22 protein-coding genes and 1 tRNA gene are annotated in these 25,578 nt (G+C 42.7%); 13 read left to right on the forward strand and 10 right to left on the reverse strand.

Annotated elements, in window-relative coordinates; translation table 11 throughout:
* Positions 1 to 45: 45 nt before the first annotated feature.
* A complete protein-coding gene (locus tag B6K08_RS13710; protein WP_159446690.1) occupies positions 46 to 204 on the forward strand; it encodes a hypothetical protein in 159 nt (52 codons plus the stop codon).
* A gap of 138 nt (positions 205 to 342) precedes the next feature.
* On the opposite strand, the gene B6K08_RS04450 is transcribed toward B6K08_RS13710, so the two are convergent.
* Complete coding sequence (locus B6K08_RS04450; RefSeq protein ID WP_080325509.1) at positions 343 to 705, reverse strand: hypothetical protein; 363 nt, start codon at positions 703 to 705, stop codon at positions 343 to 345.
* A gap of 81 nt (positions 706 to 786) precedes the next feature.
* Complete coding sequence (locus tag B6K08_RS04455; protein ID WP_027396642.1) at positions 787 to 1,545, reverse strand: ParA family protein; 759 nt, start codon at positions 1,543 to 1,545, stop codon at positions 787 to 789.
* A 1,320-nt stretch (positions 1,546 to 2,865) separates the two neighbouring features.
* Between B6K08_RS04455 and B6K08_RS04460 the strand changes: the two genes are divergently transcribed.
* Complete coding sequence (locus tag B6K08_RS04460; protein ID WP_039209070.1) at positions 2,866 to 4,425, forward strand: replication initiation protein; 1,560 nt, start codon at positions 2,866 to 2,868, stop codon at positions 4,423 to 4,425.
* A gap of 154 nt (positions 4,426 to 4,579) precedes the next feature.
* Here B6K08_RS04460 and B6K08_RS04465 read toward each other — a convergent pair whose 3' ends face one another.
* Positions 4,580 to 6,352, reverse strand: coding sequence for a M48 family metallopeptidase (locus tag B6K08_RS04465; protein WP_234985236.1), 1,773 nt, complete (start codon positions 6,350 to 6,352; stop codon positions 4,580 to 4,582).
* Positions 6,353 to 6,628: 276 nt separating this feature from the next.
* On the opposite strand from B6K08_RS04465, the gene B6K08_RS04470 reads away from it, so the two are divergent.
* The 5 genes from B6K08_RS04470 (at position 6,629) to B6K08_RS04490 (ending at position 12,292) form a co-directional block, all read left to right on the forward strand.
* Entirely contained in the window at positions 6,629 to 7,564 is a 936-nt protein-coding gene (locus B6K08_RS04470) for a hypothetical protein (RefSeq protein WP_080325511.1), read from the forward strand.
* Positions 7,565 to 7,820: 256 nt separating this feature from the next.
* Positions 7,821 to 8,555, forward strand: a complete 735-nt coding sequence (locus tag B6K08_RS04475; RefSeq protein WP_080325512.1) for an NAD-dependent protein deacylase — start codon at positions 7,821 to 7,823, stop codon at positions 8,553 to 8,555.
* A 301-nt stretch (positions 8,556 to 8,856) separates the two neighbouring features.
* Positions 8,857 to 9,834 carry a biotin synthase BioB gene (gene bioB / locus B6K08_RS04480; protein WP_080325513.1) on the forward strand — a complete coding sequence of 326 codons (978 nt, stop codon included), beginning with the start codon at positions 8,857 to 8,859 and terminating at the stop codon, positions 9,832 to 9,834.
* 128 nt (positions 9,835 to 9,962) lie between these two features.
* Positions 9,963 to 10,460 (forward strand): methylated-DNA--[protein]-cysteine S-methyltransferase, encoded by a 498-nt coding sequence (locus tag B6K08_RS04485; RefSeq protein WP_239650469.1) that lies wholly within the window; start codon positions 9,963 to 9,965, stop codon positions 10,458 to 10,460.
* Positions 10,461 to 10,642: 182 nt separating this feature from the next.
* Complete coding sequence (locus B6K08_RS04490; RefSeq protein WP_159446692.1) at positions 10,643 to 12,292, forward strand: PcfJ domain-containing protein; 1,650 nt, start codon at positions 10,643 to 10,645, stop codon at positions 12,290 to 12,292.
* 145 nt (positions 12,293 to 12,437) lie between these two features.
* On the opposite strand, the gene thiD is transcribed toward B6K08_RS04490, so the two are convergent.
* A complete protein-coding gene (gene thiD, locus B6K08_RS04495) occupies positions 12,438 to 13,217 on the reverse strand; it encodes a bifunctional hydroxymethylpyrimidine kinase/phosphomethylpyrimidine kinase (protein WP_080325514.1) in 780 nt (259 codons plus the stop codon).
* Positions 13,218 to 13,381: 164 nt separating this feature from the next.
* Between thiD and B6K08_RS04500 the strand changes: the two genes are divergently transcribed.
* From B6K08_RS04500 to B6K08_RS04510, 3 genes are all read left to right on the forward strand, one after another.
* Entirely contained in the window at positions 13,382 to 14,008 is a 627-nt protein-coding gene (locus B6K08_RS04500) for a DUF4867 family protein (protein ID WP_039207375.1), read from the forward strand.
* 39 nt (positions 14,009 to 14,047) lie between these two features.
* Entirely contained in the window at positions 14,048 to 14,461 is a 414-nt protein-coding gene (locus B6K08_RS04505; RefSeq protein WP_027396632.1) for a universal stress protein, read from the forward strand.
* 69 nt (positions 14,462 to 14,530) lie between these two features.
* Positions 14,531 to 14,737 carry a hypothetical protein gene (locus tag B6K08_RS04510; RefSeq protein ID WP_052212049.1) on the forward strand — a complete coding sequence of 69 codons (207 nt, stop codon included), beginning with the start codon at positions 14,531 to 14,533 and terminating at the stop codon, positions 14,735 to 14,737.
* A 350-nt stretch (positions 14,738 to 15,087) separates the two neighbouring features.
* Here the strand turns inward: B6K08_RS04510 and B6K08_RS04515 are convergent, their stop codons facing one another.
* On the reverse strand, positions 15,088 to 16,323 hold the full coding sequence (locus B6K08_RS04515; RefSeq protein WP_080325515.1) for an LL-diaminopimelate aminotransferase: 1,236 nt from the start codon (positions 16,321 to 16,323) through the stop codon (positions 15,088 to 15,090).
* A gap of 291 nt (positions 16,324 to 16,614) precedes the next feature.
* Between B6K08_RS04515 and B6K08_RS04520 the strand changes: the two genes are divergently transcribed.
* Entirely contained in the window at positions 16,615 to 17,760 is a 1,146-nt protein-coding gene (locus tag B6K08_RS04520) for a DNA polymerase IV (protein WP_039205885.1), read from the forward strand.
* A 137-nt stretch (positions 17,761 to 17,897) separates the two neighbouring features.
* Here B6K08_RS04520 and B6K08_RS04525 read toward each other — a convergent pair whose 3' ends face one another.
* Both B6K08_RS04525 and B6K08_RS04530 read right to left on the reverse strand, forming a co-directional pair.
* Positions 17,898 to 18,278, reverse strand: coding sequence for a P-II family nitrogen regulator (locus B6K08_RS04525; RefSeq protein ID WP_039205886.1), 381 nt, complete (start codon positions 18,276 to 18,278; stop codon positions 17,898 to 17,900).
* A 19-nt stretch (positions 18,279 to 18,297) separates the two neighbouring features.
* Positions 18,298 to 19,608, reverse strand: a complete 1,311-nt coding sequence (locus tag B6K08_RS04530; RefSeq protein ID WP_039205887.1) for an ammonium transporter — start codon at positions 19,606 to 19,608, stop codon at positions 18,298 to 18,300.
* A 446-nt stretch (positions 19,609 to 20,054) separates the two neighbouring features.
* Between B6K08_RS04530 and B6K08_RS04535 the strand changes: the two genes are divergently transcribed.
* Positions 20,055 to 20,405 (forward strand): metal-sensing transcriptional repressor, encoded by a 351-nt coding sequence (locus tag B6K08_RS04535; protein ID WP_080325516.1) that lies wholly within the window; start codon positions 20,055 to 20,057, stop codon positions 20,403 to 20,405.
* A gap of 14 nt (positions 20,406 to 20,419) precedes the next feature.
* On the forward strand, positions 20,420 to 22,972 hold the full coding sequence (locus B6K08_RS04540) for a heavy metal translocating P-type ATPase (RefSeq protein ID WP_080325517.1): 2,553 nt from the start codon (positions 20,420 to 20,422) through the stop codon (positions 22,970 to 22,972).
* Between the two features lie 153 nt (positions 22,973 to 23,125).
* Here the strand turns inward: B6K08_RS04540 and B6K08_RS04545 are convergent, their stop codons facing one another.
* From B6K08_RS04545 to B6K08_RS04555, 3 genes are all read right to left on the reverse strand, one after another.
* Positions 23,126 to 24,889 (reverse strand): phosphoethanolamine transferase, encoded by a 1,764-nt coding sequence (locus B6K08_RS04545; RefSeq protein WP_039207052.1) that lies wholly within the window; start codon positions 24,887 to 24,889, stop codon positions 23,126 to 23,128.
* A 60-nt stretch (positions 24,890 to 24,949) separates the two neighbouring features.
* Positions 24,950 to 25,024: transfer RNA gene (locus B6K08_RS04550), tRNA-Glu, on the reverse strand.
* A gap of 63 nt (positions 25,025 to 25,087) precedes the next feature.
* Positions 25,088 to 25,387 (reverse strand): hypothetical protein, encoded by a 300-nt coding sequence (locus B6K08_RS04555; protein WP_027396625.1) that lies wholly within the window; start codon positions 25,385 to 25,387, stop codon positions 25,088 to 25,090.
* Positions 25,388 to 25,578 lie beyond the last annotated feature (191 nt).

Here is a 25,578-nt window from a genome sequence, read left to right on the forward strand (position 1 = left end):
GGTATAATAGGGTTAGAAATGTTTCGTGGAAAGGAGGGAAGCGGTATGGATGGGCCTAAGAAGTGGTGGCAGGAATATGATGGTTCAGAAAAGGAAGCCTGGCAGGACGCTGACCCTTTGCATCCTGATATTGATGATCGCCATTTTCCTGATGAAGAAGAAGAAATTGGACAGGAAGAAGATGTATATGGCAAAAAGTATTAGTAAATTGTGGGTATTTTAAAAGGCTCGCCCTGTTGTGGACGAGCCTTTTGTTTTGCTATAAAACCATTATTTTATCCTTAAATAAATATTTTAATAACATTATTTTAATATTTATTTACATTTTATATAGCATTAATATTACATTCCATTGCTTTCACAATAATCCATAAGAGCAGCTGTTATTATGGTATTCATGCTCATACTCTTTTTATCTGCCAATGCTTCCAAACGTCCTTTTAATTCCTCAGTCATATAGACGGACAGCCTGGAATCTTTTTTTATTGCCTTTGTTGGCCGTCCACGTCTTTTAGGTGCCACATTATTTTCTGATACATTTTGGTCATGTGTCTGTTCTTCATTTATAGTAACTATAGAAGCAGCCTGCACCACTGGTTCAGTATTTTTTTCTTCTTCCTGCTGAAGTGGAACAACTGGTTTTGCTCTGCCTGTAAAATCTCCCAATGCCGCTGCAGTATTATTAAGGTCTAATTTCTTTGCCATTATTTTCACCTCAATTTAATGTTATTCTATCTTTAAATTAGCATTTTCTTAACATTTATTAAATTTTAATATATTGCTTTTTTAATCTTTTTTAAACAGCTCCAGAACCTCATCGGTAAATGCCTCATAATCCTTGGCACCATCAGATCTGGCGTCCACATTAAATACATTGGTATGAAGGGCAGTACACTGATGGAATACTGTACGCTCCTTTATATGTGTATTAAAAACAATACTGTTGATTTGGGCTGCAGCCTGATGGAATACATCCACTGCAAACTTGTTTGCCTGGGTCCGGGGAACATCCCTCGTAATAAGAATACCGTCAATTTTCAGTCCTGGATTATAATCAGCTGCACTTTGAATTGCAGAATACAAATCACCAAGCCCAGTAACACTTCGCTGATCAGCATCACATACGCCAATAACCCGGTTGCAGGCCACCAGTGCCAAAAATACGATACCGGACATACTAGGAGCTGTATCCAGAACAACGAAATCATAGCCCTCTACCTTAGCCAAGGCTTTCTTTAATAAGAAATCTGATCCCTTTTCCTCAAACTTATTTCTCTGGTTCTCAATGCGCTTATCGGCACCCATAAAGTCATAATACTCATTGTGCTGTACCACATCCTCCAAAGGGGCTCCCAAAATAAAATCAAAGGTTCCTGCTACTGTACCAATAGCCTCTCCCCCTGAATCAGCTGTGAAGTTTGCCTGGGGATCAAGATCTATGGCCAATACCTTATATCCTTTTCTTCCCAGTGCTGCACAAAAATTAATGGCAGAGGTGGTTTTTCCTGTACCACCCTTCTTGTTTGAAAACGCAATTATTTCCATTTATACACCTCATTTTGTAGTAATTAAACATTTATATAATGTTAGATAAATGTTAATTTATAATTTTAATATTACTATAATACAGTTATAATAGTATTTTTTTAAAAATAAAGCAAGTCCCTAATTACATTACTTACTACAAATAATAAAAAACACACAGCAACCACTCCCCCATCTTCTTAACCGGAGAGTTCTGTTGATATCTGTGTGTTTTATTTCTTTATATGTATTTTATATGTTTTATAGTTTTTACCTGGCGGTAAATCATTATATATCAAGGGTTACAGCCATTATATGCGACTGAAATGTATACTTTAGCTGATGTAATTGTATCATAAGCCGTACCAAAATGTATCATATAGATGACGGAATTGTATCTTAAAGATTACCTTATTGTAGTATTACATGACTGAATTGTATCATGTATAACATAATTGACTGTGAAAAATACCAATGAATTATACAATTAGGTCATGTATCTGTGGAAAAGTCAGTAGTTATCAGGGATACAGGTGAAGCTTAGATACAATTTGGTCTCCTATAGTCCTTTTCAGAAAAGGAAATTTAAAAAGATGATACATTATGGTCATCTATTTAAATGTAATTTCATCCCCTATTCTCCATCGTTCTAGTATTAATAGTGTAGTATAATTTTTCGCAGCCGGGTAAAACCGAGGTTTTTATTGTCATTTTCTGTCTAATATAGAGCTGGCTCACCCTGAAAAGACTGGCTGCAAGGATAAAATCAGTAAAACATGACCGGATTGTATCATATAATATAGAAGAAAAATGATAAAAAAGAGTATAAATGACCTGATTGTAACAATAGGTTACTGAAATGTATCATTAGTTTTAAATAAAATCACTAAAAAAAAGATACAATTAGGTAATGTATAGCCTATATATGACTGTATTGTATCATGAATTTAGAATACATGACTGATTTGTAACATAAATATAAGTGTAATAAGCTGAAGATTATGATACAATCAAGTCATGTAATTAAATTTAAAGATACAATTCAGTCATCTATATGAAATTTTGATACATTTTAGTTCATATATGACCTAATTGTATCATAGATTTTAGAAGTTTTTTATACAATAAGGTCATGTATTAATGAAAAATCATGAAACGACACGACACGAAGCTGCACGAAGCCACACAACACGGGACGATACGACACACGACATAAATGTAACATTTATGAAAAAAATATCAAAAAGTATTATACATTTTACTCATATAATGTTATAATGGTCGCGTAGATTGATACAATTAGGTCGTCTAATAATATTTTTAAAATAAAGGTATAAAAGGATGGATACAAAACTTAGTAGTCATAAGCGAAGTACAAAACAGATCATAATTCAGGCCAATACCCTGATTGAATCTGCCTCATTCTTTTCCAATTTAATGGAGGCCCGCCTTTTTTACATGGCTCTGGCCAGCCTGAGGCCCCAGCTAAAGGCTGGGGAGCCTACAGAAAATAAGGTGGTAAGTATTCCTTCGGTGGATGTCATCAAAATGTTTGGTGGCAACAACGTGTACTATTCACGTCTGAAGGGCTTTTGTCGTAACCTTCAGGGCATTCAGGTAGAGCTGCAGGATAATGAGGAAAAAGGCAAGCTGGTATCTGTAGTGCCATTCCCTAAATTTGAATTTGATAAGGCTAAGGGTATGCTCTCCATAGAGCTGCACAAGGATTTTGCTCCTTATGTATTGGAACTTGCGGATAAGCCATATACCCAGATTGCCGCCAGCTCTATTTTCTCACTGAAATCGACCCATTCCATAAAGCTGCTGGAGCTTCTTTTGCAGTACCAGGGGTTTGAGAAGTTCAAAACCTCCGGTGTTATTGAGCGCGAATTCTCCCTGAAGGATTTACGCTACTATATGGGTATTGAGCCGGATAAGTATCTGAACGTATCAGTATTTATACGCTCTGTCATTAATTATTCCATAAATGATATAAACGATCATACACCATATTTTATTGAATATGAAAAAATAAAGCCAAGCCGTACCATTACTGGCTTCAAGTTTTTCCTCAGAAAGCAGGAGGATGTTCCAAACCTTGAGGATAATCTCACTGTGGCGGAGGATGATCTTGTAGACGTACTCTTGAAATATGGCATTGGCAAAATCGTGGCAAATCGCCTTATAAAGACCTATGATGCCAAGCGTATTAAGGACAATGTGCAATACACCCTCACCCAGCATGGGGTGAAGAATATTCCCGCCTATATGCGCAAAGCCATTGAGCAGGATTATGCGGGCAATGCCAAGAAGGCAGCCATGCAGTTTGACTTGTTTGAGCATAATAAGATGGCGGATGACAACAGCGATAAGGCTTGTGAGGATTTCCTGATTTCCCGTGGCATTGGTGAAATGTCTCGGGAGGTTATTATGGCCAAAGCCAAGGCCGGGGATATGGACGAGGTTGTGGATAAATTATTGGGCGATATTGATAAGGCCCAGTTTATAGAATGCTATCAAAAGGGAGATTTTTCTTCCCTTATGGATAATGTTGGGTCTATATATGACCAAAATGTATCAGAATTTTCAGCAGCCCGGGAAACCCTTGAAGCTGAAGCAGTTAAGGCAACACCAGATGCTGAGGATAATGATACATTTGAGGCAGATGATGCAGCTATTCTTGATGCTGTAGAGGATGTACCTGAGGCTGACATAGCCCCTGTGGAAGAACACAACAGCTCTGTCAAGGAAGCTCTGAAAAACCAGCTGGTGCTTACTGTGCTGGTTAATGGCCAGAAAATCAGCAAGGAATTTTTACAGCAGTGTCTTGATGCCAAGCTGAATATTTCCGAGATTCAAAGCATCGTTGGTAAAACATCTATAGCGGATATTCTTGAGTAATCCACACAGTCCACAGCCTTGCTGTGAATAACTCTGTATAACCCTTTGATAAATTGTGGATTTCCCAAGAAAGCTGTGGATTAATTTAATATTTTAAAGCAAAAAAAGGACGCAAACTCAGTTGCGTCCTTTTCTGTTGCCTGTGTATAAAATTTTACTCGTTGGCGTCGTAAATTTCTTCAAGGGTTCTGGCATTTGCCTGAACTTCATTGGAAAGCTCTGATGGCACCATTTCCCTATCACCACCGTGGTTCAGATAGAGAGAATAATACTTAACTGCACTGCCCTTATCCCCCAGCATTAAGCTATTGTAGCCAACAAAACGATAGTTGCTCTTTTCATCAGGCTTAAGGCTGATGGCTTTTAATGCTGCCTCGTTGGAGGTTGCGTAGTTCTGGGCCTGCATCTGATAATAAGCCATATTGCTGTAGAGCCAGTAGGTATCATCAATGGAGTTGTCCTGGCAGATTTTAAGGGCCTTATCAGTGTATTCAATAGCCTTCTGGGTATAATCATCATTCCAGGTGTTATGCTTTTCCCTGTATTCGGCATTAAGGGCATTCAAGGCACGGGACATATTACCGGTTTGAATATAGCTGTTTGGATCTGCCTTATAGGCCTTTTCAGCCTCCTTGTAGGCCAAAACATTAAGTCCCAGCTTGGTGTAGCCTTCAAAATGACCTTCATAGGAGGAAGCATTTTCAGCGGACATTACTTCCTTTTGGCGCTTGGTAATCTTGTCATTACGCTCCTTTTCAGCCTTTCTCAGCTTTGCCTTGGTGCTTCTGTGATCATTATCATGGATATCTAAGGCATAAGCATTAGTTAGCATGGTCTGAAGACTGGCAGAAAGAGAAGGATCATTCAGGGCATTTTTCAGATCCTTATAGGCAATGTCACTGAGGAAGTCCGGAGTGCCAAAGCCCCAAGCCTCAACAGTGGAATAGTCGTGAATACCCTTGCAGATACCACCGGCAATAAGATAAGCATTTTCCCAGTCAGCCAGCTCAGGGGTTTCCACGGCAGTCATGAAATGCTTGTCATCAATGAAAATATCGGTGCCATTTTTAACCTTTACATGGTTGTAGCCATATTCCTCCATGCGCTGCTGGGCCTGTTCAAAGCGCTTTTGAGAAGCTGGATGGTTATAGGCTCCCGTAAAAATTTCCTTTATAATGTTGCGATCAGTATTATCACCCTTGGCCATATTCAAGGTCATGGCAGAGAAGCCACCAGGGTTAAAGCCAGCACTGCAGTGGAGATAGAAGCCATATTCATCTGCATCAGCCTCTGACAGGTTGGTGGTGTTTTTTACGGAAATGTAATTTCCAATATAAGATCCCAAAGTAGCCTGGAGCACATCTGCTTTCATGGTGAGAAGTGCTGTACCGTATTTATAAAGGACCTGCTTTGGAGCATCCTTTGCCATGTGCTGATGAAGGCCATGAATCATCTCATGGGACATTACTGCTGCCAGTGCGTCATCACTGTGGAGATCATTCAGAAGTCCACTATTTACTTCAATAAAATCATTTGGATAGCAGGCTGCATTCCACTCATCATTATTGATAACACGCCATCTGAATGGCAGGCTGTTTGGCTCCATGGCGTAATGGCCGTGGTCTATAAGCTGGTTCAGAACCCGGGATACCCGCTCGTTATGCTCTACAGAGGTATCAAGACCATATTTTTCAACGGTTTCATTCAGGGTCTTTTGCTGGGTTTCAGGGCTGTTGCCCCAATTCAGCAAATAGGTCTGTACCTGATCGTATTCCATGGCAGCCTGAGAAACAGTGCCAAAGATGTTGCCGATTAGACCCCAGTCTGCAGCCTCTGCCACTGAAGGCGCAGAAAGGGGAGCAAATGAAAAGGTACACGCCAGCAGACCAGTGCTTAGAGTGTACATTACCTTTTTCTTCAAATCCATTTTTTTCAATCCCATCACCTCATAATATTTTATATAAAACATCATATCACTATTAAATATGGGATACATTATATTTTAATTAATACTGTATTAATTAAAATTTAAACATGGTAATCTTAATTCTTGTAAAAGAAAAAGCTAGGAAATTTTTATTTATTTGGTTATGACTTTCAACTAAAATTCATAATTCACTGCTATATTATAACCATAGACAATAGCATTAAAGCTGTTGCAATGTATCTCAGCTATTTTAGTACAGAGGGGAAGTGAAGCTGTATGGATACAAATGATGTTAATAATTACATGAAAAAGGTGAGAAGATATTTGAAAAATACCAAGCTCAACGATTTATCACGGATGATTGAAATAACCAAGATGGACAACCTTGGCAGAGGGAAGGCATTTCTCGTTGCCGGTGTGGTTGCATGGTCTGCATTTACATGCAGCTTTGGTAATGTAAATAGTGCTTCGGCGGCTCAGCTGGGCCTTATGAGCACAGCAACGGCTCTGACAGACAGTATGCGCCTTGGTGGTATTCCTTATCGTAACAGAAACGGCAAGGTGGTTATTTCCGGTAGTGCATCCCAGGGAGATAACATTCTGGAAGGATGTCAGCAGCGGGCTCAGGTGGCGTATAATATGGCGCGGGCCAATGAACCGCGTATTACCATGGATATGCTGGATATTGCCAATAGACTGGGTACATCCATGGAGGGGCTGGAGTATTCCGTTAAAACAGCCTCCAGTATCAAGAGCAAAATTGACCGTAAGACCAACAAGGCCCTGGAAGCAGGGGAAACCCCAAAGCAGGATTTTGAATATGTTTCTGAAACCGGTGATCTCCTCAGATATACTGAAGTGGTGAACCACGATGAAATGGCAGATAAGGTTCGTGACACTGTGGCGCTCCTTGAGGAGAAGGGCTACACATTGGATGAAATTGACAATAAATATCTTAACAAGGATGGCCGCTACAAGGCAGTACACTTGAATGCTACCAGCCCATCCGGGCAGGTTTTTGAAATACAGGTTCATTCACAGGAAACTCTGGCAGCCAGTCGTGCAACCCATAAGATGTATGAGGAATGGAGAAATCCGGAGACCTCTACTGAAAGAAAGGCGGAGCTTTATACTTCTATTAAGAGAACCTATGACAGCCTGCCTTTGCCAAAGGGAATAGAGCAGCTCGAAAATTATAAGCGTGCTGTTTAATAAGACAATCTCATTTTTTGATAAACCCATAAGACCTTCCTAGAGGGAAGCACCTGCTGGCTAATCAGCAGGTGTTTTCTTTTTTAGAAATTGCGAGTGTTGTAAAAATTATATTCCTTATATTGCGAAATTTTCAGCAGGATTTTTATTATATTTTGCAGAATAAACTAAAATTAAGATTCACCGGAAAAAGCTAATAGCAGAGGAAAAAGCTAATAGCAGACGCAAATATCCAATGAATGTGAGGTGGTTTTGGATGGGTGCTGTAGAGATAAAGAAATTGAAGGAAATAATAGACAAGAGCCGTTCCATGGTCTTTTTGGGTGGGGCTGGAATTTCCACCGAGTCCGGGATTCCGGATTTCCGTAGCGCCAAGGGCTTATATAACAGAAAGCTAAAGCAAAAATTTACTCCTGAGGAAATGGTTTCCCATACATTTTTGGAGGATCACCCAAAGGAATTTTTCGATTATTATAAGAAAAATCTTATTTATCTGGATGCCAAGCCGAATAATGCCCATAAAGCTCTGGCCAAGCTGGAGGAAATGGGGAAGCTGAAGGCCGTGGTTACCCAGAATATAGATGGACTGCATCAGATGGCAGGCTCCAAGCGGGTCATTGAGCTCCACGGCTCTGTTCACCGCAATTTCTGCGTAAAATGTCACGCCACTTATGATGCAGAATTTGTAGTGAATAGTGAGGGGATTCCTACCTGTTCGAAATGCGGCGGCATGGTAAGGCCTGATGTGGTGCTTTACGAGGAGGCCCTAAATCGCCAGGACCTTATTGATGCAGAGGAAGCCATTACCAAGGCTGATACCATGATAGTAGGGGGCACCTCCCTTATGGTTTATCCTGCGGCCAGTCTGGTAAGATTTTTTAGGGGCATGAACCTTATTGTGATAAACAAGACAGCAACCCCGGCTGACGAATGGTGTGATCTGGTTATTCACGATGCTGCAGGAAAGGTTTTAAAAGCCTGTGTTGAATAATATGTAGAATAATGAAGTTTTTTAAAGCTGATTTTGATTGTTTGCAGTCAAGGTCAGCTTTTTATTTTGCAGTATTAAAATAGTGGATAATTAACAATAAAAAAGCAATAAATAAAGTATAAAATAACAAATTAATAACAATAAAATAACATAAAAATAATGTTTAAATAATATCAAGTGTTCATTAGCAGAAAAGGATATGCGTTAACCTAAATTCTGTATCTGGTTGACAATAAAATGCCACAGTCATACAATATTGACGTTAGTTCAATTAAATGTGGAAAAAAGTGAGGGGCATATAATGGGTGAGGTTAATTTTCATAACATAGATAGCATTGTAGAAGAAATTATAGGGGGAAAAAGGATAAAAAACGAAGATGATACATCCTTCCTCTTAAATACACCATTAGAAAAATTACAACAGGGAGCATTGAAGCTCCAGCAGCATTTCTGTGGCAACCACGTAGATCTTTGTACAATAATAAACGCCCGCAGCGGACGCTGTGGCGAGAATTGCCGTTATTGTGCCCAGGCAGCATGCCATAAAACTGGCGTTGATGAGTACGATTTTTTATCCACTGAGGAAATTCTGAAAAATGCCAAAGCAAATGAAGCCGTAGGGGTAAACAGAATTGCTTTGGTAACCTCCGGCAGGGCATTAAGCGGTAAGGATTTTGAAAAAGCGCTGTCAACCTATAGATTGATGAAGGATAAGCTTACGATTAAACTCTGTGCGTCCCATGGAATAATTTCCAGGGAACAGTTTAAAAAGCTTCGTGAAGCTGGAGTGACCCGCTATCACCATAACATAGAAACCAGTGAGCGTTATTTTCCGGAAATTTGTACCTCCCATACCTATGAAGATAGGATAAGGACTATCAAAGCGGCCCAGGCTGAAGGCTTGGAGGTTTGCTCCGGGGGAATTATTGGTATGGGGGAAGGCTGGCAGGATCGTATAGATATGGCCTTTGCCTTACAGGAGCTAGGGATTCAGTCCATTCCGATAAATATTTTGGTACCTATTCCGGGAACCGGCATGGAGCATCAAGCCCCTATATCATCAGATAACGCACTAAGGACATTGGCTATTTTCAGATTCATAAACCCATCAGCGAATATCCGAATGGCTGCGGGGCGAAAGGTGTTGCCGAAAAACGGTGCAACCGCATTTCAGGGGGGAGCATCCGCTTCCATCACTGGCAATATGCTGACAACCTCCGGCACTACCATTAAGGAAGATATGGGGCTGCTAAAGAAATTAGGCATGACAAATCATTAAAAAGAATATTTTGACATATCCCACGATTATTTCATAACCAAGTGAAAAAAATCCACGCTTGGGTTATAATAAAATAAACGTGGGATTTTTTATTGTAGCCAATCGAGGTGATAACCACCGTGCAATACATGTCGTACTATGATTCACCTTTGGGAAAACTTTATATTATGGCCCATGAGAATGGCTTGACCAACATCATCTTTGAACAGGAGGAGGGCAATCAGCTCCCTGTTAATGTCAAGGATATTGAGTTTAGTGATGATTTGCCCATTATTCAGGATGCAAAATTGTGGTTAAGTCTATATTTTAGTGGCTGTAACCCGGATTTTATGCCTGTCTTATCTTTGGATGGCACAGATTTTCGTATGGATGTATGGAATGTTGTTAAGGAAATCCCCTATGGAAAGACCATGACATATGGTGAAATTGCCCAGCTATTGAGCAAAAAGCGGGGGAAGAAGGCGTCGGCTCAGGCTGTAGGGGGAGCAGTAGGTAATAATCCAATACCTATCATGGTGCCATGTCATCGAGTTTTGGGTTCTGGCAAGACTATAACGGGCTATACCGGTGGTATTGATAAGAAAAAGTTTTTACTGGAGTTGGAGAAAATCGAATTTACGGAATAAGCTTTCCATAAAGAACCATTGGTTTTAATAAAAGTTACATAAACATTTAATAATCGCTTTATTAGTATTTAATAAAATATTTATTAATATTATATTAATGTTAAAATAATGTTTTGATTGTCAAGGTTAAATTGCGCACTTCGTTTGAGGTGCGCTTTGTAATATATATGGGCGGGATATTTGTGGAACAGAGTTATTATTATTTTGATGGAAAATCCAGGTCCTGGGTGGAGTGTCAGGAGCCCTGGATAGAGAAGGATATTGAGAAATTCTCATTAAGCATAGTTGATAAGGGAATGGGGGAAAGGCAGCTTGATGCCCTGGCAGAGCTGCAGTCCCCGGATCATCTTCTGGCCTATGTGGATATAGGTGATTTTAATTATCGATACAGCTGTGTATATAAGAAAGCGGCGGCCAGATGGCGGGTACAGCTATATAGACCCCAAAAAACTGCCATTATTTTGGTGGATGTCTTTAGTGTTATGGGCACTCCTGATGGTGTGGAGCTTCATAGAAGGGGCAGCAAGCAGTATTCATTGAGGCTGAATTATGGCAAATGGCAGTACACCGCAATTCCGTCCAAGTCAGACCAGGCGGAGTCCGGTGGCAGCGTGTTTAATTATAAATACGACTGGACCGATGAGGGCTTTGATTTTTCTGTGGAAATTCCCCAGATAGTTACGGACAAGGTTATGGCCTTTTTAAAGGAGCTTTCACAAGAGGAATTCGGTTTTGTTCCAACCGTGCCTACAGATATGCCGCCTGCCAGACTCATGAAGTATTTTACCCAGTATCCTCTTGACGTAAATGTGGGCTGGTATGTGGATATGCTTGGCTACGACTTTTCCCGTCACATTATAAGAACAAATGACAGCAATTTTGACCTTATTTGCGATTATCTTAAGCTGCCAAAAACCAAGGGACTGCAGAAGGCCTATCGTGAAAACGGGCGCTCCCTTGTAGTATGCTTTTTCCTGCAGAAAATCGGCATTGATGATATAAATTTATGGCCGCATTTTTATGATATAAATCAGCTTTTGGGGCAAAAATTGGATAGGCTGGGAATTGACCGTTTTGGAGCCTTTTATAAGCGCCAGGGGGCCTGGTGGCGATATTGGTGGGGAGATTTGAGCAATTATGAAATAAACTGGTGGTGGAAACGTCAGGATAAGGAGGACTTATCTGGCTATGACCCTTCCTACGTGGGCTGGCAGATGCTATATAGCTGGCTTATGGAAAAGTGGGAACCCCTGAGGGCTGCTGAGATTCTTCATAGTGCCTTGGATGGGGGCTCATACGAGGTGCATGATTGTCTTAGGATGTGGTTTAATAGCTACACCCGTGGTGAGCTGACAGATGATTTTGTTCAGGCAATTTATCGTACAGGCTTTTCCAAGGAAACCCATGATGTGTGGACCGCTGAGGAACGCCGTCTTAGTCAGCTGGCTGCAGAGCAGCGGCGCCGGGAGAGTAATGCCCGCCATAAGAGTTATCTGGAGATAGAATTTACCTTGGCCAAGGGAGATCTCATGAAGGAGGAGGATACACCACAGGGCTCCTTTAAGATTGCCCGCAATGGTAAGGAGCTCTTTGAGCTTTCGGAGGCATTCCATAATTGTGTATTCTATCTTTATACGGAAAGAATGAACCGCAAGGAGTGTTCCATATACTATTTGGAGCAGGAAGGAAAGCCGGTGGCCTGTATTGAGGTATCCAATGGGGCTATTGTTCAGGCCCTGGGGGACCACAATCATATTTTGAAGGGTGAAATAAAGGATGCAGTGGTGGACTGGGGCATAAGGCATAATCTGGAATTTAAGCCTATGTCATAAGTTTCGACATTAGTATAAAAAAGGCAGGGGCTATGGCTGTAGCGGCGCTACAGACATAGTCACTGCCGTTTTATGTTCTATAAAATGTTATATAAATGTTAATTAAATATTGTATTAAGACTAATTTAGTGTTTAAAAATCGCTTTTATAGCGCATACATATGGTTTAAGGGTCCTGAACCCTTCCCCAGATTCAGCCCTGCCTTTAATGCACCAGTAATATATTTCTTTGCATTGGCAATGGCCTCAGGCAAATCATAGCCCATGGCCAGATTGCAGGCAATAGCCGAGGATAGGGTACAGCCTGTGCCGTGGGTATTTGGATTATCAATATGCTCCTGGCGGTACCAGTTAAATTCTCCGTCATAGTACAGAAGGTCTGTGGCTGTAGCGGACAAATGGCCACCCTTTATGAGAACACCACCATAGATTTTGGAGCCAATAATTTTGGCTGCCTCCTCCATATCCTCCAGACTGTTGATTTCCATGCCCGAAAGCACCTGAGCCTCCGGGATATTAGGAGTAATGACGCTGGCAATAGGAAGCAGCAAACGACAGAGATTATCCTGAGCCTCATCCTTCAGTAGCTTGGAACCGCTGGTGGATACCATAACAGGATCTACCACAATATTCATGGCACCATAATCCCGCAGCTTTTCAGAAATAATCTGAATAATTTCAGGAGAGGATACCATACCGATTTTCACCGCATCAGGGGGAATATCCTCAAAAATAGCATCTAATTGCTGCCCTACAAATTCCGCCGGCGAGTTGTGAATGGCCCGCACCCCAGTGGTATTTTGGGCTGTCAGGGCCGTAATTGCACTGGTGGCATAGAGCTTGTGGGCGGTAATGGTCTTGATATCGGCCTGAATACCAGCTCCCCCGCTGGAATCCGACCCGGCAATAGTTAATACAGATTGCATAATAAACCCTCTCTCTCTGGGATAAGTTTCAAATCCCAAGTACATACAATTTAAAGTATAGAACCAAGAAAGGCCCGTGGCAACAAAAGTTTATATGATTGGCAGGATTTGAAAAGTATTTTGGCGAATTTTAAAGGCATAAAGAGAATCGGAGGAGTTACGTAATGAAAAGTGTATTGGATGAAGGCTTCAAGATGTATGGCCGGGTGCTGGATTTGGATGCAACTGAATTCATGGATGAGGTTCAGAAGCTGCCGGCGGCTCCCCAGGGTCAGGTGCTTTATGAGGCATCTATTCCATCCTTTGAGCAAACAAAGCTGTTCTTAAAGTTCATGGATGAGATATATGGGGGAATGCCAATAGAATTTGGCTGTTGCCATGGCTTTAACGATAAACTGAACGGTCTGGAGTACCACAGGGATTCGGAAATCAATATTGCAGGAACGGATATGATATTGATGGTGGGACACCGCTGGGATATTGATTATGAGGATAATTCATACGATACCTCAAAGGTGGAGGCCTTCTTTGTGCCAAAGGGTACAGTGGTGGAGATATTTGCCACAACTCTGCATTACGCACCATGTGGTGTGGATGGGAAGGAATTCCGCAGTGGGGTAGTGCTTCCTGGTGGTACCAACGAGGCTTTGGATGTGGTGCCGGAGGCCAAGGGGGAGTCAAAAATGCTCTTTGCCATCAACAAGTGGCTGCTGGTTCATCCTGAAAGTGGCGAAAGAGGCCGGGTAGGGCTGCTGAAGGGTAAAAATTTAAGTGTAAGGGATTTTGAGTAAATACCCATTAATTTTGTGATAATTTAAGGGGGAATAAATATGTGCAAGATTTTAGTACCAGTAGATGGATCCGAAGAATCCGAGAAGGCCATAGAGCAGGCTGTACGTCTGGCCAAGCTGGAGCCTGGTAAGCTGATTTTTATGTATGTGGTGAATATTCAGCAGGCGGCTATTTCTGTACACCTTTGTCAGGAGATAATCGATTCTCTTACAGAGGAGGGGAACAGAATCCTTGGGGAAATCAAGGAAAGCCTGCCAGAGGGGCTGGAGTGTGAAACTGTCCTTGACGTGGGTATTCCTTATGAGAAGATTGTGGATTATGCCAAGGATAACGCCACTGATTTGATTGTTATGGGCAGCCGCGGCCTGAGTCTGGTGGAAGGTATCCTGATGGGCAGCGTAAGCCGTAATGTATTGGAGCAGGCACCTTGCTCCGTTTTAATAGCAAAATAACAGTTAAAAAACATTAATTTAGTGTTAAATAAATTGTAAAATAAAAAATATTTGTAATACGTGTTTTATATGGCCAATAACCTGAACATGAGCTACAAGCCATTCAAACTGTATTTTGACCGCAATGGGGCTTTGATTCTGGATGTGTGTGTGCTGACTCCTGGGCAGAAGGAGAAGGATTTTGAAACCCTTGGAGATGAAATCTACGGCATGCTGGATCTGGTAATGAAATTCATGGGAGAAAACTATCGGAATTGGATGAAGGAAATCTGGTGAGTGAAGAAGCCGCATGTTGATATTACAACTTATTAATGATATAATCAGCATAAGAAAAGAGACAGCTGATGGCGTTAGTCAGCTTCCTCGGATTGTTGTCTTTAGAAGCCGGCCATTGCAGTGGTCGGCTTCTGCTTTTACCGTGGAAGGTTTATTTCCGACGACTAAGCCAGGTAACTACGAGGGTTAGAAATGCTATCAGTAAAGATAGCTTCTCGTAAAGACTCATAGGCACCACCTCCCTAGAGGAGGAAACCGACACATCAACTGTCTCTCAGTTTGTATTGTAGCACCAAATATATGTTCTATCAAGACATATTTGGTGTTTTTTTATTGTTATTTTTACATTATTAAAAATGTAATTTATTCTTAATACGCTCTATGGCCCGCAAGGTGTTTTCCCTGTCACCGAAGGCAGTAAGGCGGAAATAGCCTTCACCGCATGGTCCGAAGCCAGCTCCAGGGGTACCCACGATATTTACTTCTGTTAAGAGCTTATCGAAGAAGTCCCAGGATGGCATATTGTTTGGAGTTTTCAGCCAGATATATGGAGCATTTACACCACCATAGGCCTCAATGCCGGCGGCTTTAAGACCTTCACGAATAATACGGGCATTTTCCATATAGTAGCCCACTAGCTCCTTTACCTGCTTCTGGCCCTCAGGAGTGTAAATAGCTGCTGCACCACGCTGGATGATGTAGGCAGTACCATTAAATTTAGTGGTGTGACGACGATTCCACAGCTTGTTAAATTCCACAGTTTTACCTTCTTTTGTAAGGCCCTTAACTGCCTTAGGAATTACGGTATAACCGCAACGGGTGCCTGTAAAGCCCGCTGTCTTGGAGAAGGAACGGAACTCAATGGCCACCTCTTTGGCGCCTTCAATTTCATAGATGGAACGAGGTACATCCTCCTCAGTTATATAGGCTGCATAGGCCGCATCAAAGAGGATTACGGATTTATTTTCCTTGGCATATTTTACCCACTTGGTCAGTTCCTCCTTGGAAAGGGTGGTGCCGGTAGGGTTATTTGGGCAGCAGAGATAAATCATGTCCACCCGCCCATTTGGTAGGTCAGGGGAGAAGCTGTTTTCCGCATCACATGGAAGGTAGGTAATTCCCTCAAAGTGGCCGTCCTCCTTCAGCTCTCCGGTGCGTCCTGCCATAACATTGGTATCAAGATAAACAGGATATACCGGGTCAGTGATGGCCACCTTGTTATCTACCCCAAAAATCTCCTGAATGTTGCCGCAGTCACTTTTGGAGCCGTCGCTGACAAAGATTTCATCGGCTTCAATATCTATACCCCGGTCAGTGTAATTGGCCTTGCGAATGGCCTCAATAAGGAAATCATAGCCCTGCTCCGGACCGTAGCCCCGGAAGGTTTCAGCCTTGGCCATTTCATCAACAGCCTTGTGCATGGCGTCAATACATACAGCTGGCAATGGCTGGGTAACGTCTCCGATACCCAAACGGATAATATCAGCCTCAGGATGGGCTTCCTTAAAAGCAGCCACACGGCGGCCAATTTCTGCAAAGAGATAGCTTCCCGGTAATTTTAAATAGTTTTCGTTTACAGTAGCCAAATAAAACACCCCTTAAAACATAACTTAGTATAACATTTTTATCATATTATATCACAGTAATATGCAAATACAATAGTTTAAAGAGAAAATATTGAAAAAGATTATCAAAAACATATTAGCCAGACTTATTAATAATACATGGTGATTGGCGAAGGAGTAGGCTATACCTAAAAAGTTTTTTTGGAATTGTAGTATATACATAAATTTAGCTGTTTTGGTCGACTTTTGAGGAAAAAACATATAAAATTAACCTTTAGAAGGTATGTTTGTTTTTGTTTCTGGAGAATATTTATGGACAGACTCATTATGCATGTGGATATGGATGCTTTCTTTGCATCGGTGGAGCAGCTGGACCACAAGGAATATCGGGGCAAGCCCTTGATAGTCGGCGGTATTGGGGGCCGGGGAGTGGTATCTACCTGCTCATACGAGGCCAGAAAATTTGGAGTCCATTCTGCCATGCCCACGGCCAAGGCCATGAAGCTGTGCCCCCAGGGAATTTTTATTCGGGGCAATTATCCCCGTTACAGTGAGGTTTCCCAGCAGATTTTTGATATTTTTGACCGTTATTCTCCCCTTATAGAGCCATTATCCATAGATGAGGCCTTTTTGGATATCAGCGGTATGGAGCATCTTATGGAAGGCCCCCTCCAATATGCCATGAAGCTAAAGCAGGAGATAAAGGAAAAAACGGGCATAGTGGCCTCTGTGGGCATTGCTCCCAACAAGTTTTTGGCAAAGATTGCCTCGGATCTGGATAAGCCGGATGGTTTGGTGGTGGTGGACAGGGATAAGGTGCAGGAGTTTCTTGATCCTTTACCCGTAAGGAGAATATGGGGCGTAGGAGCCAAGACAGCCATGGTAATGGACAGACTTAGAATCAGGACCATTGCCGATTTGCGGAAAATGACCTATGAGGAGCTTCATAAAACCTTCGGTGATAAAACAGCCTCCCATTTGTTTATGCTGGCCCAGGGGAAGGATGAGCGGCCGGTGGCCCCAAGGGGCAGAGCCAAATCCATTGGTAATGAGGTGACCTTTGGGGAGGACTTGCAGACTGCTGAGGATGCTTTACAGGTGTTATTGGAGCTGTCCGTAAAGGTGGGCTGGCGGCTGAGAAAAGCTGGCTTTAAGGCCAAGACCGTACAGCTTAAGCTGCGGACAAGGGATTTTACCACCTATACCCGTCAAAAGCAGCTTTGCGAGGCATCAAATTTCGACAATGATATTTATACGGCTATAAAAGAGTTATTTAAACATTTAAATATTACTAATAATATAAGGCTGTTGGGAGTTTCCACCACAGGCTTTGGGGAAATGGAGGCTGTGTCCCTGTTCCATGACGAGAAAAAGGACAAGCTCTATCAGGCCATAGATGATATAAACAATAAATTTGGCAAGCTGGGAGTAACCCGGGGAAGCTTGCTTAAAAAATAAAAATACTGGAATCTCAAAAGAGGCTCCAGTATTTTTATTGAGATTGTTTAGGTTAACACAATCTAGAATAACATTTTAATAATTGTTAAATAATAATTATATAATATTTATATAACATTATTTAGCTGTTAAAGAATTTATTTCTTGCCTTCTTTCTTTTCACCAGGAATGTCCATGATGGCGGTGGCACCTCTCTGACCAGTACGGATACGGACAGCATCAGTGAGTTCATATACGAATATTTTTCCGTCGCCGTAATTTCCAGTGCGGAGAACTCTCTGGGCAGCTTCTAGCACCTTGTCTACAGGTACTTCGCATACCACGGTTTCCACCTTGATTTTTGGCACAAGATTAATATCGTACTTCTTGCCACGATATACCTCCTCGTGGCCCTTCTGGAGACCGCATCCAAATACCTGGCTTACGGTCATGCCGAGAACACCTATATCGTTAAGGGCATTCATAAGCTCGTCCAGCTTATTGGAGCGGGTTATGATGTCAATTTTTGTCATTACCATATTATCACCTTGCCCTTTCTTACGCCTTGTTGGTGGTGGCATTCAACACTGTGTTGGCCAGCATTTCGGAGGAATCCTCAAAGCTGCCCATAATAGGGCTGCCACCCAGGATGGAACGGGCATAGCCCCGCTCACCATGTTCAATGATATCAAGACCGGTCAGTTCCTCAGCTTCGGAAGCACGGGCTTCGGTAACGAGGGTAACCAGCTTGTACAGAATAGTGGTACCCACAACTGCCAGAACGACAGCCACAACAATGGAAATGAGCTGAGCAATGAAAAGGTGACTTTCACCATAGAAAAGACCGTTGGCACCATCAGGATTAATTTCTGTAGTAGCCCAAATACCAGTGGCCAAAGCACCCCACATACCGCCGATACCATGAACACCAAAGGCATCAAGGGCATCGTCGTAGCCCAGCTTTTCTTTGAGGACAGCAACGGCAAAGTAGCAAACTACACCGCCTACAAGGCCGATGATAACGGATGGGAGAGGGGCCACGAAGCCAGCGGCAGGCGTAATGGCTACCAAGCCGGCAATACAGCCGGAGGCGGCACCCAGGATGGTAGGCTTGCCACTGATCCGCCATTCAGTAACTACCCAGGAAAGGGTTGCAGCAGCGGCTGCGGCCTGGGAGGTAACAAAGGCATTGGCAGCCAGCTCATTGGCACCAAGGGCACTGCCGGCGTTAAAGCCGAACCAGCCAAACCAGAGAAGGGCTGCCCCGAGAACTGTCATTGGAAGATTGTGAGGAATCATGGCAGTACGGCCATAGCCGGCGCGCTTGCCAAGGAGAATACAAAGAGTGAGGCCGGATACACCGGAGAGAATGTGAATTACCAGACCTCCTGCAAAGTCAAGGGCACCAAGCTCAGCCAGGAAGCCACCGCCCCATACCCAGTGAGCCATTGGGTTGTAAATAAAGATGGCCCAAAGGAGAATAAAGAGAGCAAATGCGGCGAACTTCATGCGTTCAGCAAAGGCGCCTGTAATAAGGGCCGGGGTAATAACGGCAAACATGCACTGGAAGGCAACGAAGGCCAACTCCGGAATGGTGCCATTTTCAAGGACATTGTAGCCTACACCTACGAGCCCCACCTTGTCCAAAGCGCCAATAAAGCCGTTGATATCAGCTCCAAAAGTCATGGCATAGCCAATAAGCACCCATTCAACGGAAATTAATGCAACTATAAAAAAGCTCTGCATTATTGTGGTAAGTACATTTTTGCTGCGAACCATGCCACCATAAAAGAAGGCAAGGCCGGGAGTCATTAGAAATACCAGGGCCGCACTGATGAGGACCCAGGCTGTATCGCCGGTATTAATCATAAGAATCAGTCCTTTCCACCTTAAATAAAAAATAGATTATTCCAAATAATGTTTCCCAAATAGAATGGCGTCTCATAATCCCCCCTTTTTTTAAGGAAGAACCATAAGACGCCATTGTCTTATACCTATACTGAAGAAAAAGCTAGGAGATCTTATTTCTTGTGTGACAGTATAGATATTTCTATTTGGTTTGTGAGAAATACAACCTACAGGAGAACAAAAATACCCCACGAAATCCGGTACCTGATTTCATGGGGCGTCATTGCCATGTATGTTGTTGTCATTAAGTATACTCATTTTTTGTACTATGTCAATAGGGTATAGAAATGTTTTTTAGATAATTTTATATCATAGAAAAAAAGAAAAGTATGTTGACATATACCCCCATAAGGTATATTATACCCCCATAAGGTATATTCATATCGTGTGTTATTAGGAGAGCTACAATGAGTGATGTACGTACAGAGGAAAGACATAGTTGTTGCTGTGGAAGTGCAGAGAGTGAAGGCATTCATAAACATAAATTTCGTGACAAGCAGGGAGAAGAATATAAAGCCCTGATTCGTCGTCTCAACCGGATTGAGGGTCAGATTCGGGGGATTCACAATATGGTGGATGAGGACAGGTATTGCGTGGATATTCTTACTCAGGTAAGTGCAGTACAATCAGCGTTAAACGCCTTTACCAAGGAGCTGCTGAGTCAGCATATTCATAGCTGTGTGGTGGAGGATATCCGCAGTGGTAATGATGCAGTTGTGGATGAGCTTTGCTGCCTTTTACAGAAGGTTATGAAATAATCAGGGGGTATATTTTGAAAAAAGAGAAGTTTGATGTAACGGGAATGACCTGCTCAGCTTGTTCGGCACGGGTGCAACGGGCCGTGGAAAAGGTGGCTGGTACACGGGAGGTTGCCGTTAATTTATTAACCAACAGTATGCAGCTGGAATACGATGAGGCTATGACGAATTCAGAGGCTATAATTGCCGCGGTGGAAAAGGCCGGCTATGGGGCCAGCGTAAAGGGACAGCAAAAAGAGGCTGCGGGGCGGGCTGACACCAGTGAAAAGGTGGCGGATAAACAGGCCAGAGAAATTTTACGGCGGCTTATATTGTCTTTTGCTTTTTTGATTCCCGTTATGTATATTGCCATGCATGGGATGCTGGAGAATATGCTGGGAATCCCGGTTCCAGAGGTTATAAAGGAGCTTTTTGACGGGCCTGAAAATGCTATAACCTTTGCCTTCGCCCAGCTGATTTTGGTGCTTCCTATTATGTATCTTAATCGCCACTTCTATATTGTAGGTTTTCGTACCATGGCCCAGGGGGCACCAAATATGGATACCCTTGTGGGAATGGGCTCTATGGCGTCAGCCTTGTTTGGAGCCTTTGCCATCTTCCGTATGGGATATGGTCTGGGACATGGGGATATGGCCTTGGTAACTGAGTACAGTACCAATTTGTATTTTGAGTCGGCGGGCATGATTGTGACCCTGATAACTCTGGGAAAGTATTTGGAGGCCCGGGCCAAGGGACAGACCAGTCGAGCTCTGGAAAAGCTCATGGATTTGGCACCAAAGCAGGCTACTGTTATAAGAGACGGGGCTGAGCAGCTGGTGGCAGTGGAGAGCCTTGCTATTGGCGATATTGTGGTGGTGCGGCCAGGGGAAAGGATTCCTGTGGATGGTGTGATTACCGAAGGCTCCACCAGTATTGACGAATCAGCTATTTCCGGGGAAAGTATTCCTGTGGAAAAGACAGTGGGGGATAAGGTTATTTCCGCCACCATCAATAAAAATGGCTTTATAAAATTCAAGGCCTTGCGGGTGGGGGAGGACACCACCATTAGCCAGATAATCAGATTGGTGGATGAGGCCAGTGCCTCCAAGGCCCCTATTGCCCGCATGGCGGATAAAATAGCGGGAATTTTCGTTCCCGTTGTCATTATGATTGCCTGTACCGCCGGCCTTATTTGGCTGATTATGGGAGCCAGCGTGGAATTCGTTTTTTCCATTGTAATATCCATTCTGGTTATTTCCTGTCCATGTGCTTTGGGCTTGGCAACTCCTGTGGCCATTATGGTGGGCACAGGCAAGGGGGCGGAAAACGGCATATTAATTAAATCCGGGGAAGCCCTGGAAATTGCCCATAATATTGATACGGTAGTAATGGATAAAACGGGTACCATTACTGATGGAAAGCCTGTGATTACGGATGTAAAGCCCCTTGGCATAACAGAGTGGGAGCTTATTTCCATAGCTGCAGGAATGGAAAAGGGCAGTGAGCATCCTTTGGCAGAGGCAGTTTTGAATTATGCGGATGCCAAGGGTATTGGGGCCATGTCCATGACAAATATTAAGGCTGTATTTGGCCGGGGGCTGAAGGCTGATGACCAATATTTGGCTGGAAGTCAGAGCTTCATGGTTGAGCAGGGCATTGATACTGCACCATATCAGGAGTATCTGGATGAGCTGGCGGATCAGGGTCGTACCCCATTGTTATTTGCCCAGAATAATGTATTAATTGGCATTCTAGGGGCGGCGGACCGTGAAAAGTCCACCAGCGCTGAGGCCATACGTCTCTTTAAAGAAATGGGTATTGAGGTGGTTATGCTTACCGGAGATAATCAGCGGACAGCTGAGGCTATAGGTCGCAGATTGGATATACCAAGGTCCATTGCGGGAGTTTTGCCGGAGCATAAGGAGGCCCATATTGCCGAGCTTCAGGGCAATGGTCATCGGGTGGCCATGATAGGCGATGGAATCAACGATGCACCTGCATTGGCGCGGGCTGATTTGGGTATTGCCATTGGGGCAGGTACTGATATCGCCATTGAAAGTGCCGATGCAGTATTGATAAGAAATGACCTACTGGATGCAGTTAGTGCCGTTAAATTAAGTAAGGCGGTTATGCGTAATATTAAGGAAAATCTTTTTTGGGCATTTTTCTATAATATTATATGTATCCCGGTGGCAGCAGGGGCTTTGTACACCACCTTTGGAATTAAGCTATCTCCGGTAATGGGGGCAGCTGCCATGAGTATGTCCAGTGTTTGCGTTTGTTTAAACGCTTTGCGGCTGAGATTTTTTAAGCCGGAAGCCTTATTAAAAATATCAGAAAAACCAGCTGAATCAGTCAGCGAAGATTTTAAGGAGGAAAAAACTATGGAAAAGACTTTAAAAATTGAGGGTATGATGTGCATGCATTGCCAGAAGCACGTTACTGAGGCGCTGTCCAAAATGGACGGGGTTACCGAGGTTAATGTGGATTTGGAGGCAAAGACTGCAGTGGTAAAGGCAGGTCGTGACATTCCTCAGGCAGAATTTAAGGCAGTAATCGAAGAAGCTGGCTATGAACTAGTAGGTTAGTAGGTAAAAGAAAACTAAAAAATGTATACGAAAAAGAGATTGCATTCTACGGGACTTCGTCAGGCGAAATCCCGTAACAGGCAATCTCTTTTTATTATGAAATCTTAGTGAATCAAATCTGAAAGATGAAGATGAACTTTAGATTTCGTGTTGTTATTCTTTTAAAAATGGGTCTTCAGAGACCTTGATGGTGTTGCCGAAGGTCCATAGGGTGTCGGCGGTATAATCGTAAGCAGGGCTGGTTAAATCCTCGTTGGAAATATAATAATTTGATTCTGCGTTCATAATTCCACTAAGGGTGTTATACATCATATCGTTGGTGAAGAAGGTGTTTTTCCTGCCCATAAGAATTTTGGATTTTGACGAATTATTTTTAAGGTATTCATCACCTAAAAAAATAAACATAGGTATGCGTACCTTCACATAATTCTGGTCATTTGGGGTGTGACCTGTTTTCATGTGCTCACCATGGTCGGAAAAATACAGCATGACCTGAAGATTCAGATTATTCTTGGCATATTCGTATATAGCCTGTAAAAATTCATCTGTGTAGCGGATGCTGTTGGCGTATTCTGCTTCCTTGGAATCCTCCGTGAATACAGCCTTTTCCTTTGGATACCTCTCCTTGTAGGCGGCATGGCTGCCGTTGCCGTGAAGGATAACAAGGTTATTTTCCTGGGGATTAATTTGGCTCAGCTCTGCTAACATACTGTGGTCATCATCATTTCCCGTATTTAGGAGGTAATCTGCCCTTGAGGCCACATTGAAGAAGGAGGATTCATTGTTGTTTTTCCCCAGATTGGTAATCCAATAGGTTTTGTAGCCCTTCTTTTTGGCAATATCTATGATGTTCATGCTGTCCAGAAAATCCTTTTCGTGGTAGGCACTTTTTTCTGTAAGAGCGCTTTCCAGCACCTGCTGGGTGAGACTCTGACAAGCATAGGCATTATTAAAAATAATAAAATTAGGGTTATTTAACTGCTGGCTCAGCCATGGTGTATCATCGTATTTGTAATCGGGGGTGTAGGCCTTCATTTTGTTGCGGGTGGCAGATTCCCCAATAACCATAATGATGGTGTGGGGAGATTGGGTGACAGGGACATCGCCAGAAATGACAATGCTGTCCTTTTTTGCTTCAATATTTCGATAATACTGACTTAAGCCCATGCTGTAGCGTACTGCCTTAAGGTACGGACCCACAAAATCCGTTTGTCCCCACATATTCCATGGCAGAAGGGAAACCGCCAGGGTTATACCTATGGAGGCAATCAATACGGGAGGCTTTCTGTCCTCTGTATGCTGGGATGAAGGAAGAGTTCTCAGCCTGTTTATAAGAAGAAAAAGGCCTGCAAGGGCGATTGTTACAAGGCTGATGTAAAGAGGCCCCATATAAGTCATTATCCATTCAAGGGATTCCCTAACGTTTGTGTTACGAATGGCTGTGGCTTCCTCGTAGGTTATGAGGGTGCCATATAAATGATAGTGTACAAGGGATAGAATAGGAGGCAGGCAATAGATGAATTGCAGGACGTCCAAAAGGTACAGAAGGGCTTTTTTGTTGGTATATTTTTCCAACAGAAATTGTACCATCATAAAGCTGGCAGCGCCTCCCATGCCGGCAATAATTTCGCTTTCGTGGGAAGCAGGCCCTGCATCGATGAACATATATTTATAAAGGGCATAAATATACCACCAACTGGTGATAAAAAGGAAGGGAGCCCATTTCTTATGAAATAAAGGATATCCGCTGGTGATCTGGGTAATAAAAATAAGCAAACCACATATTAATGATTCAGCGGTAAATATCAAGTTAAAGCTGATAATGCTATCCCCTGTGGTGGCATAAAATAACACGTTCATCAGTGCCCAGCAGATAATGCTGTTGATAATATATGTTCCAATTGTTTTCCTATCCATTTATACAAAACTCCTAAAGCTAACAAAAAAGCCCAGGACAAAATCCTGGGCTGTGATTTCTGGTGACGCGTAGGGGATTCGAACCCCTGAAGCCGCCGTGAGAGGGCGGAGTCTTAACCACTTGACCAACGCGCCGTGAACAAAAAATATACTACTACAAAAAACGCCCTGAGTCAAGAAAAAATTAAAAAAGCACCATTATCCGATAATCTGAACCTTGGTCACACCAAAGGCTTCCTTCAATGCAGGAATACAGTCACGCTCCAGAAATGTGCGCTCCAATATACCTCCGCTGACTATGAGCAGTGTATCTCCCCGTTTGTTAAAGGTTTGAATATTTTTGAAAGCCCGTTTGTATATTTCCTCCGGCACAAGCTCCAGTAGCTTGTCTACCCCCTGAGCCAGCTCAGGCTTATCTCTTTTGATTCGTACTTCAAAGGGCTCTGCTGCCTCTGAGGAGAGGTGGGCATTGCCAGCCATGTAGTTTTTATTAAGCATTGTGAATCCTCCTGCTGTGAAACGTTCTTTTTCATAATACAACTTTTGCGTCACATAGTCCAATAGGAACCTTTCTTTATTGAAGCAAATTGGCAAAAAACTCTCTATTTTAAGTTTTTTTAGTTAATTTACATGTTAATTTTTGATATAATATTAGCGAATATACTAACGTATGAAGAAAGTATACCATG

Origin of the sequence: Anaerovibrio lipolyticus DSM 3074 (assembly GCF_900141865.1) — a bacterium.
GTDB lineage: Bacteria > Bacillota > Negativicutes > Selenomonadales > Selenomonadaceae > Anaerovibrio > Anaerovibrio lipolyticus.

Coding starts and splice junctions, on each gene's coding strand:
- B6K08_RS04460 (WP_039209070.1), top strand. CDS start 2,866: ATGGATACAAAACTTAGTAGTCATAAGCGAAGTACAAAACAGATCATA.
- B6K08_RS04525 (WP_039205886.1), bottom strand. CDS start 18,278: ATGGTAATGACAAAAATTGACATCATAACCCGCTCCAATAAGCTGGAC.
- B6K08_RS04545 (WP_039207052.1), bottom strand. CDS start 24,889: ATGGATAGGAAAACAATTGGAACATATATTATCAACAGCATTATCTGC.
- B6K08_RS04535 (WP_080325516.1), top strand. CDS start 20,055: ATGAGTGATGTACGTACAGAGGAAAGACATAGTTGTTGCTGTGGAAGT.
- B6K08_RS04555 (WP_027396625.1), bottom strand. CDS start 25,387: ATGCTTAATAAAAACTACATGGCTGGCAATGCCCACCTCTCCTCAGAG.
- B6K08_RS04455 (WP_027396642.1), bottom strand. CDS start 1,545: ATGGAAATAATTGCGTTTTCAAACAAGAAGGGTGGTACAGGAAAAACC.
- B6K08_RS04520 (WP_039205885.1), top strand. CDS start 16,615: ATGGACAGACTCATTATGCATGTGGATATGGATGCTTTCTTTGCATCG.
- bioB (WP_080325513.1), top strand. CDS start 8,857: ATGGGTGAGGTTAATTTTCATAACATAGATAGCATTGTAGAAGAAATT.
- B6K08_RS04500 (WP_039207375.1), top strand. CDS start 13,382: ATGAAAAGTGTATTGGATGAAGGCTTCAAGATGTATGGCCGGGTGCTG.
- B6K08_RS04510 (WP_052212049.1), top strand. CDS start 14,531: ATGGCCAATAACCTGAACATGAGCTACAAGCCATTCAAACTGTATTTT.
- B6K08_RS04505 (WP_027396632.1), top strand. CDS start 14,048: ATGTGCAAGATTTTAGTACCAGTAGATGGATCCGAAGAATCCGAGAAG.
- B6K08_RS04450 (WP_080325509.1), bottom strand. CDS start 705: ATGGCAAAGAAATTAGACCTTAATAATACTGCAGCGGCATTGGGAGAT.
- B6K08_RS04470 (WP_080325511.1), top strand. CDS start 6,629: ATGGATACAAATGATGTTAATAATTACATGAAAAAGGTGAGAAGATAT.
- B6K08_RS04485 (WP_239650469.1), top strand. CDS start 9,963: ATGTCGTACTATGATTCACCTTTGGGAAAACTTTATATTATGGCCCAT.
- B6K08_RS04475 (WP_080325512.1), top strand. CDS start 7,821: ATGGGTGCTGTAGAGATAAAGAAATTGAAGGAAATAATAGACAAGAGC.
- thiD (WP_080325514.1), bottom strand. CDS start 13,217: ATGCAATCTGTATTAACTATTGCCGGGTCGGATTCCAGCGGGGGAGCT.
- B6K08_RS04465 (WP_234985236.1), bottom strand. CDS start 6,352: ATGGATTTGAAGAAAAAGGTAATGTACACTCTAAGCACTGGTCTGCTG.
- B6K08_RS04530 (WP_039205887.1), bottom strand. CDS start 19,608: ATGATTAATACCGGCGATACAGCCTGGGTCCTCATCAGTGCGGCCCTG.
- B6K08_RS13710 (WP_159446690.1), top strand. CDS start 46: ATGGATGGGCCTAAGAAGTGGTGGCAGGAATATGATGGTTCAGAAAAG.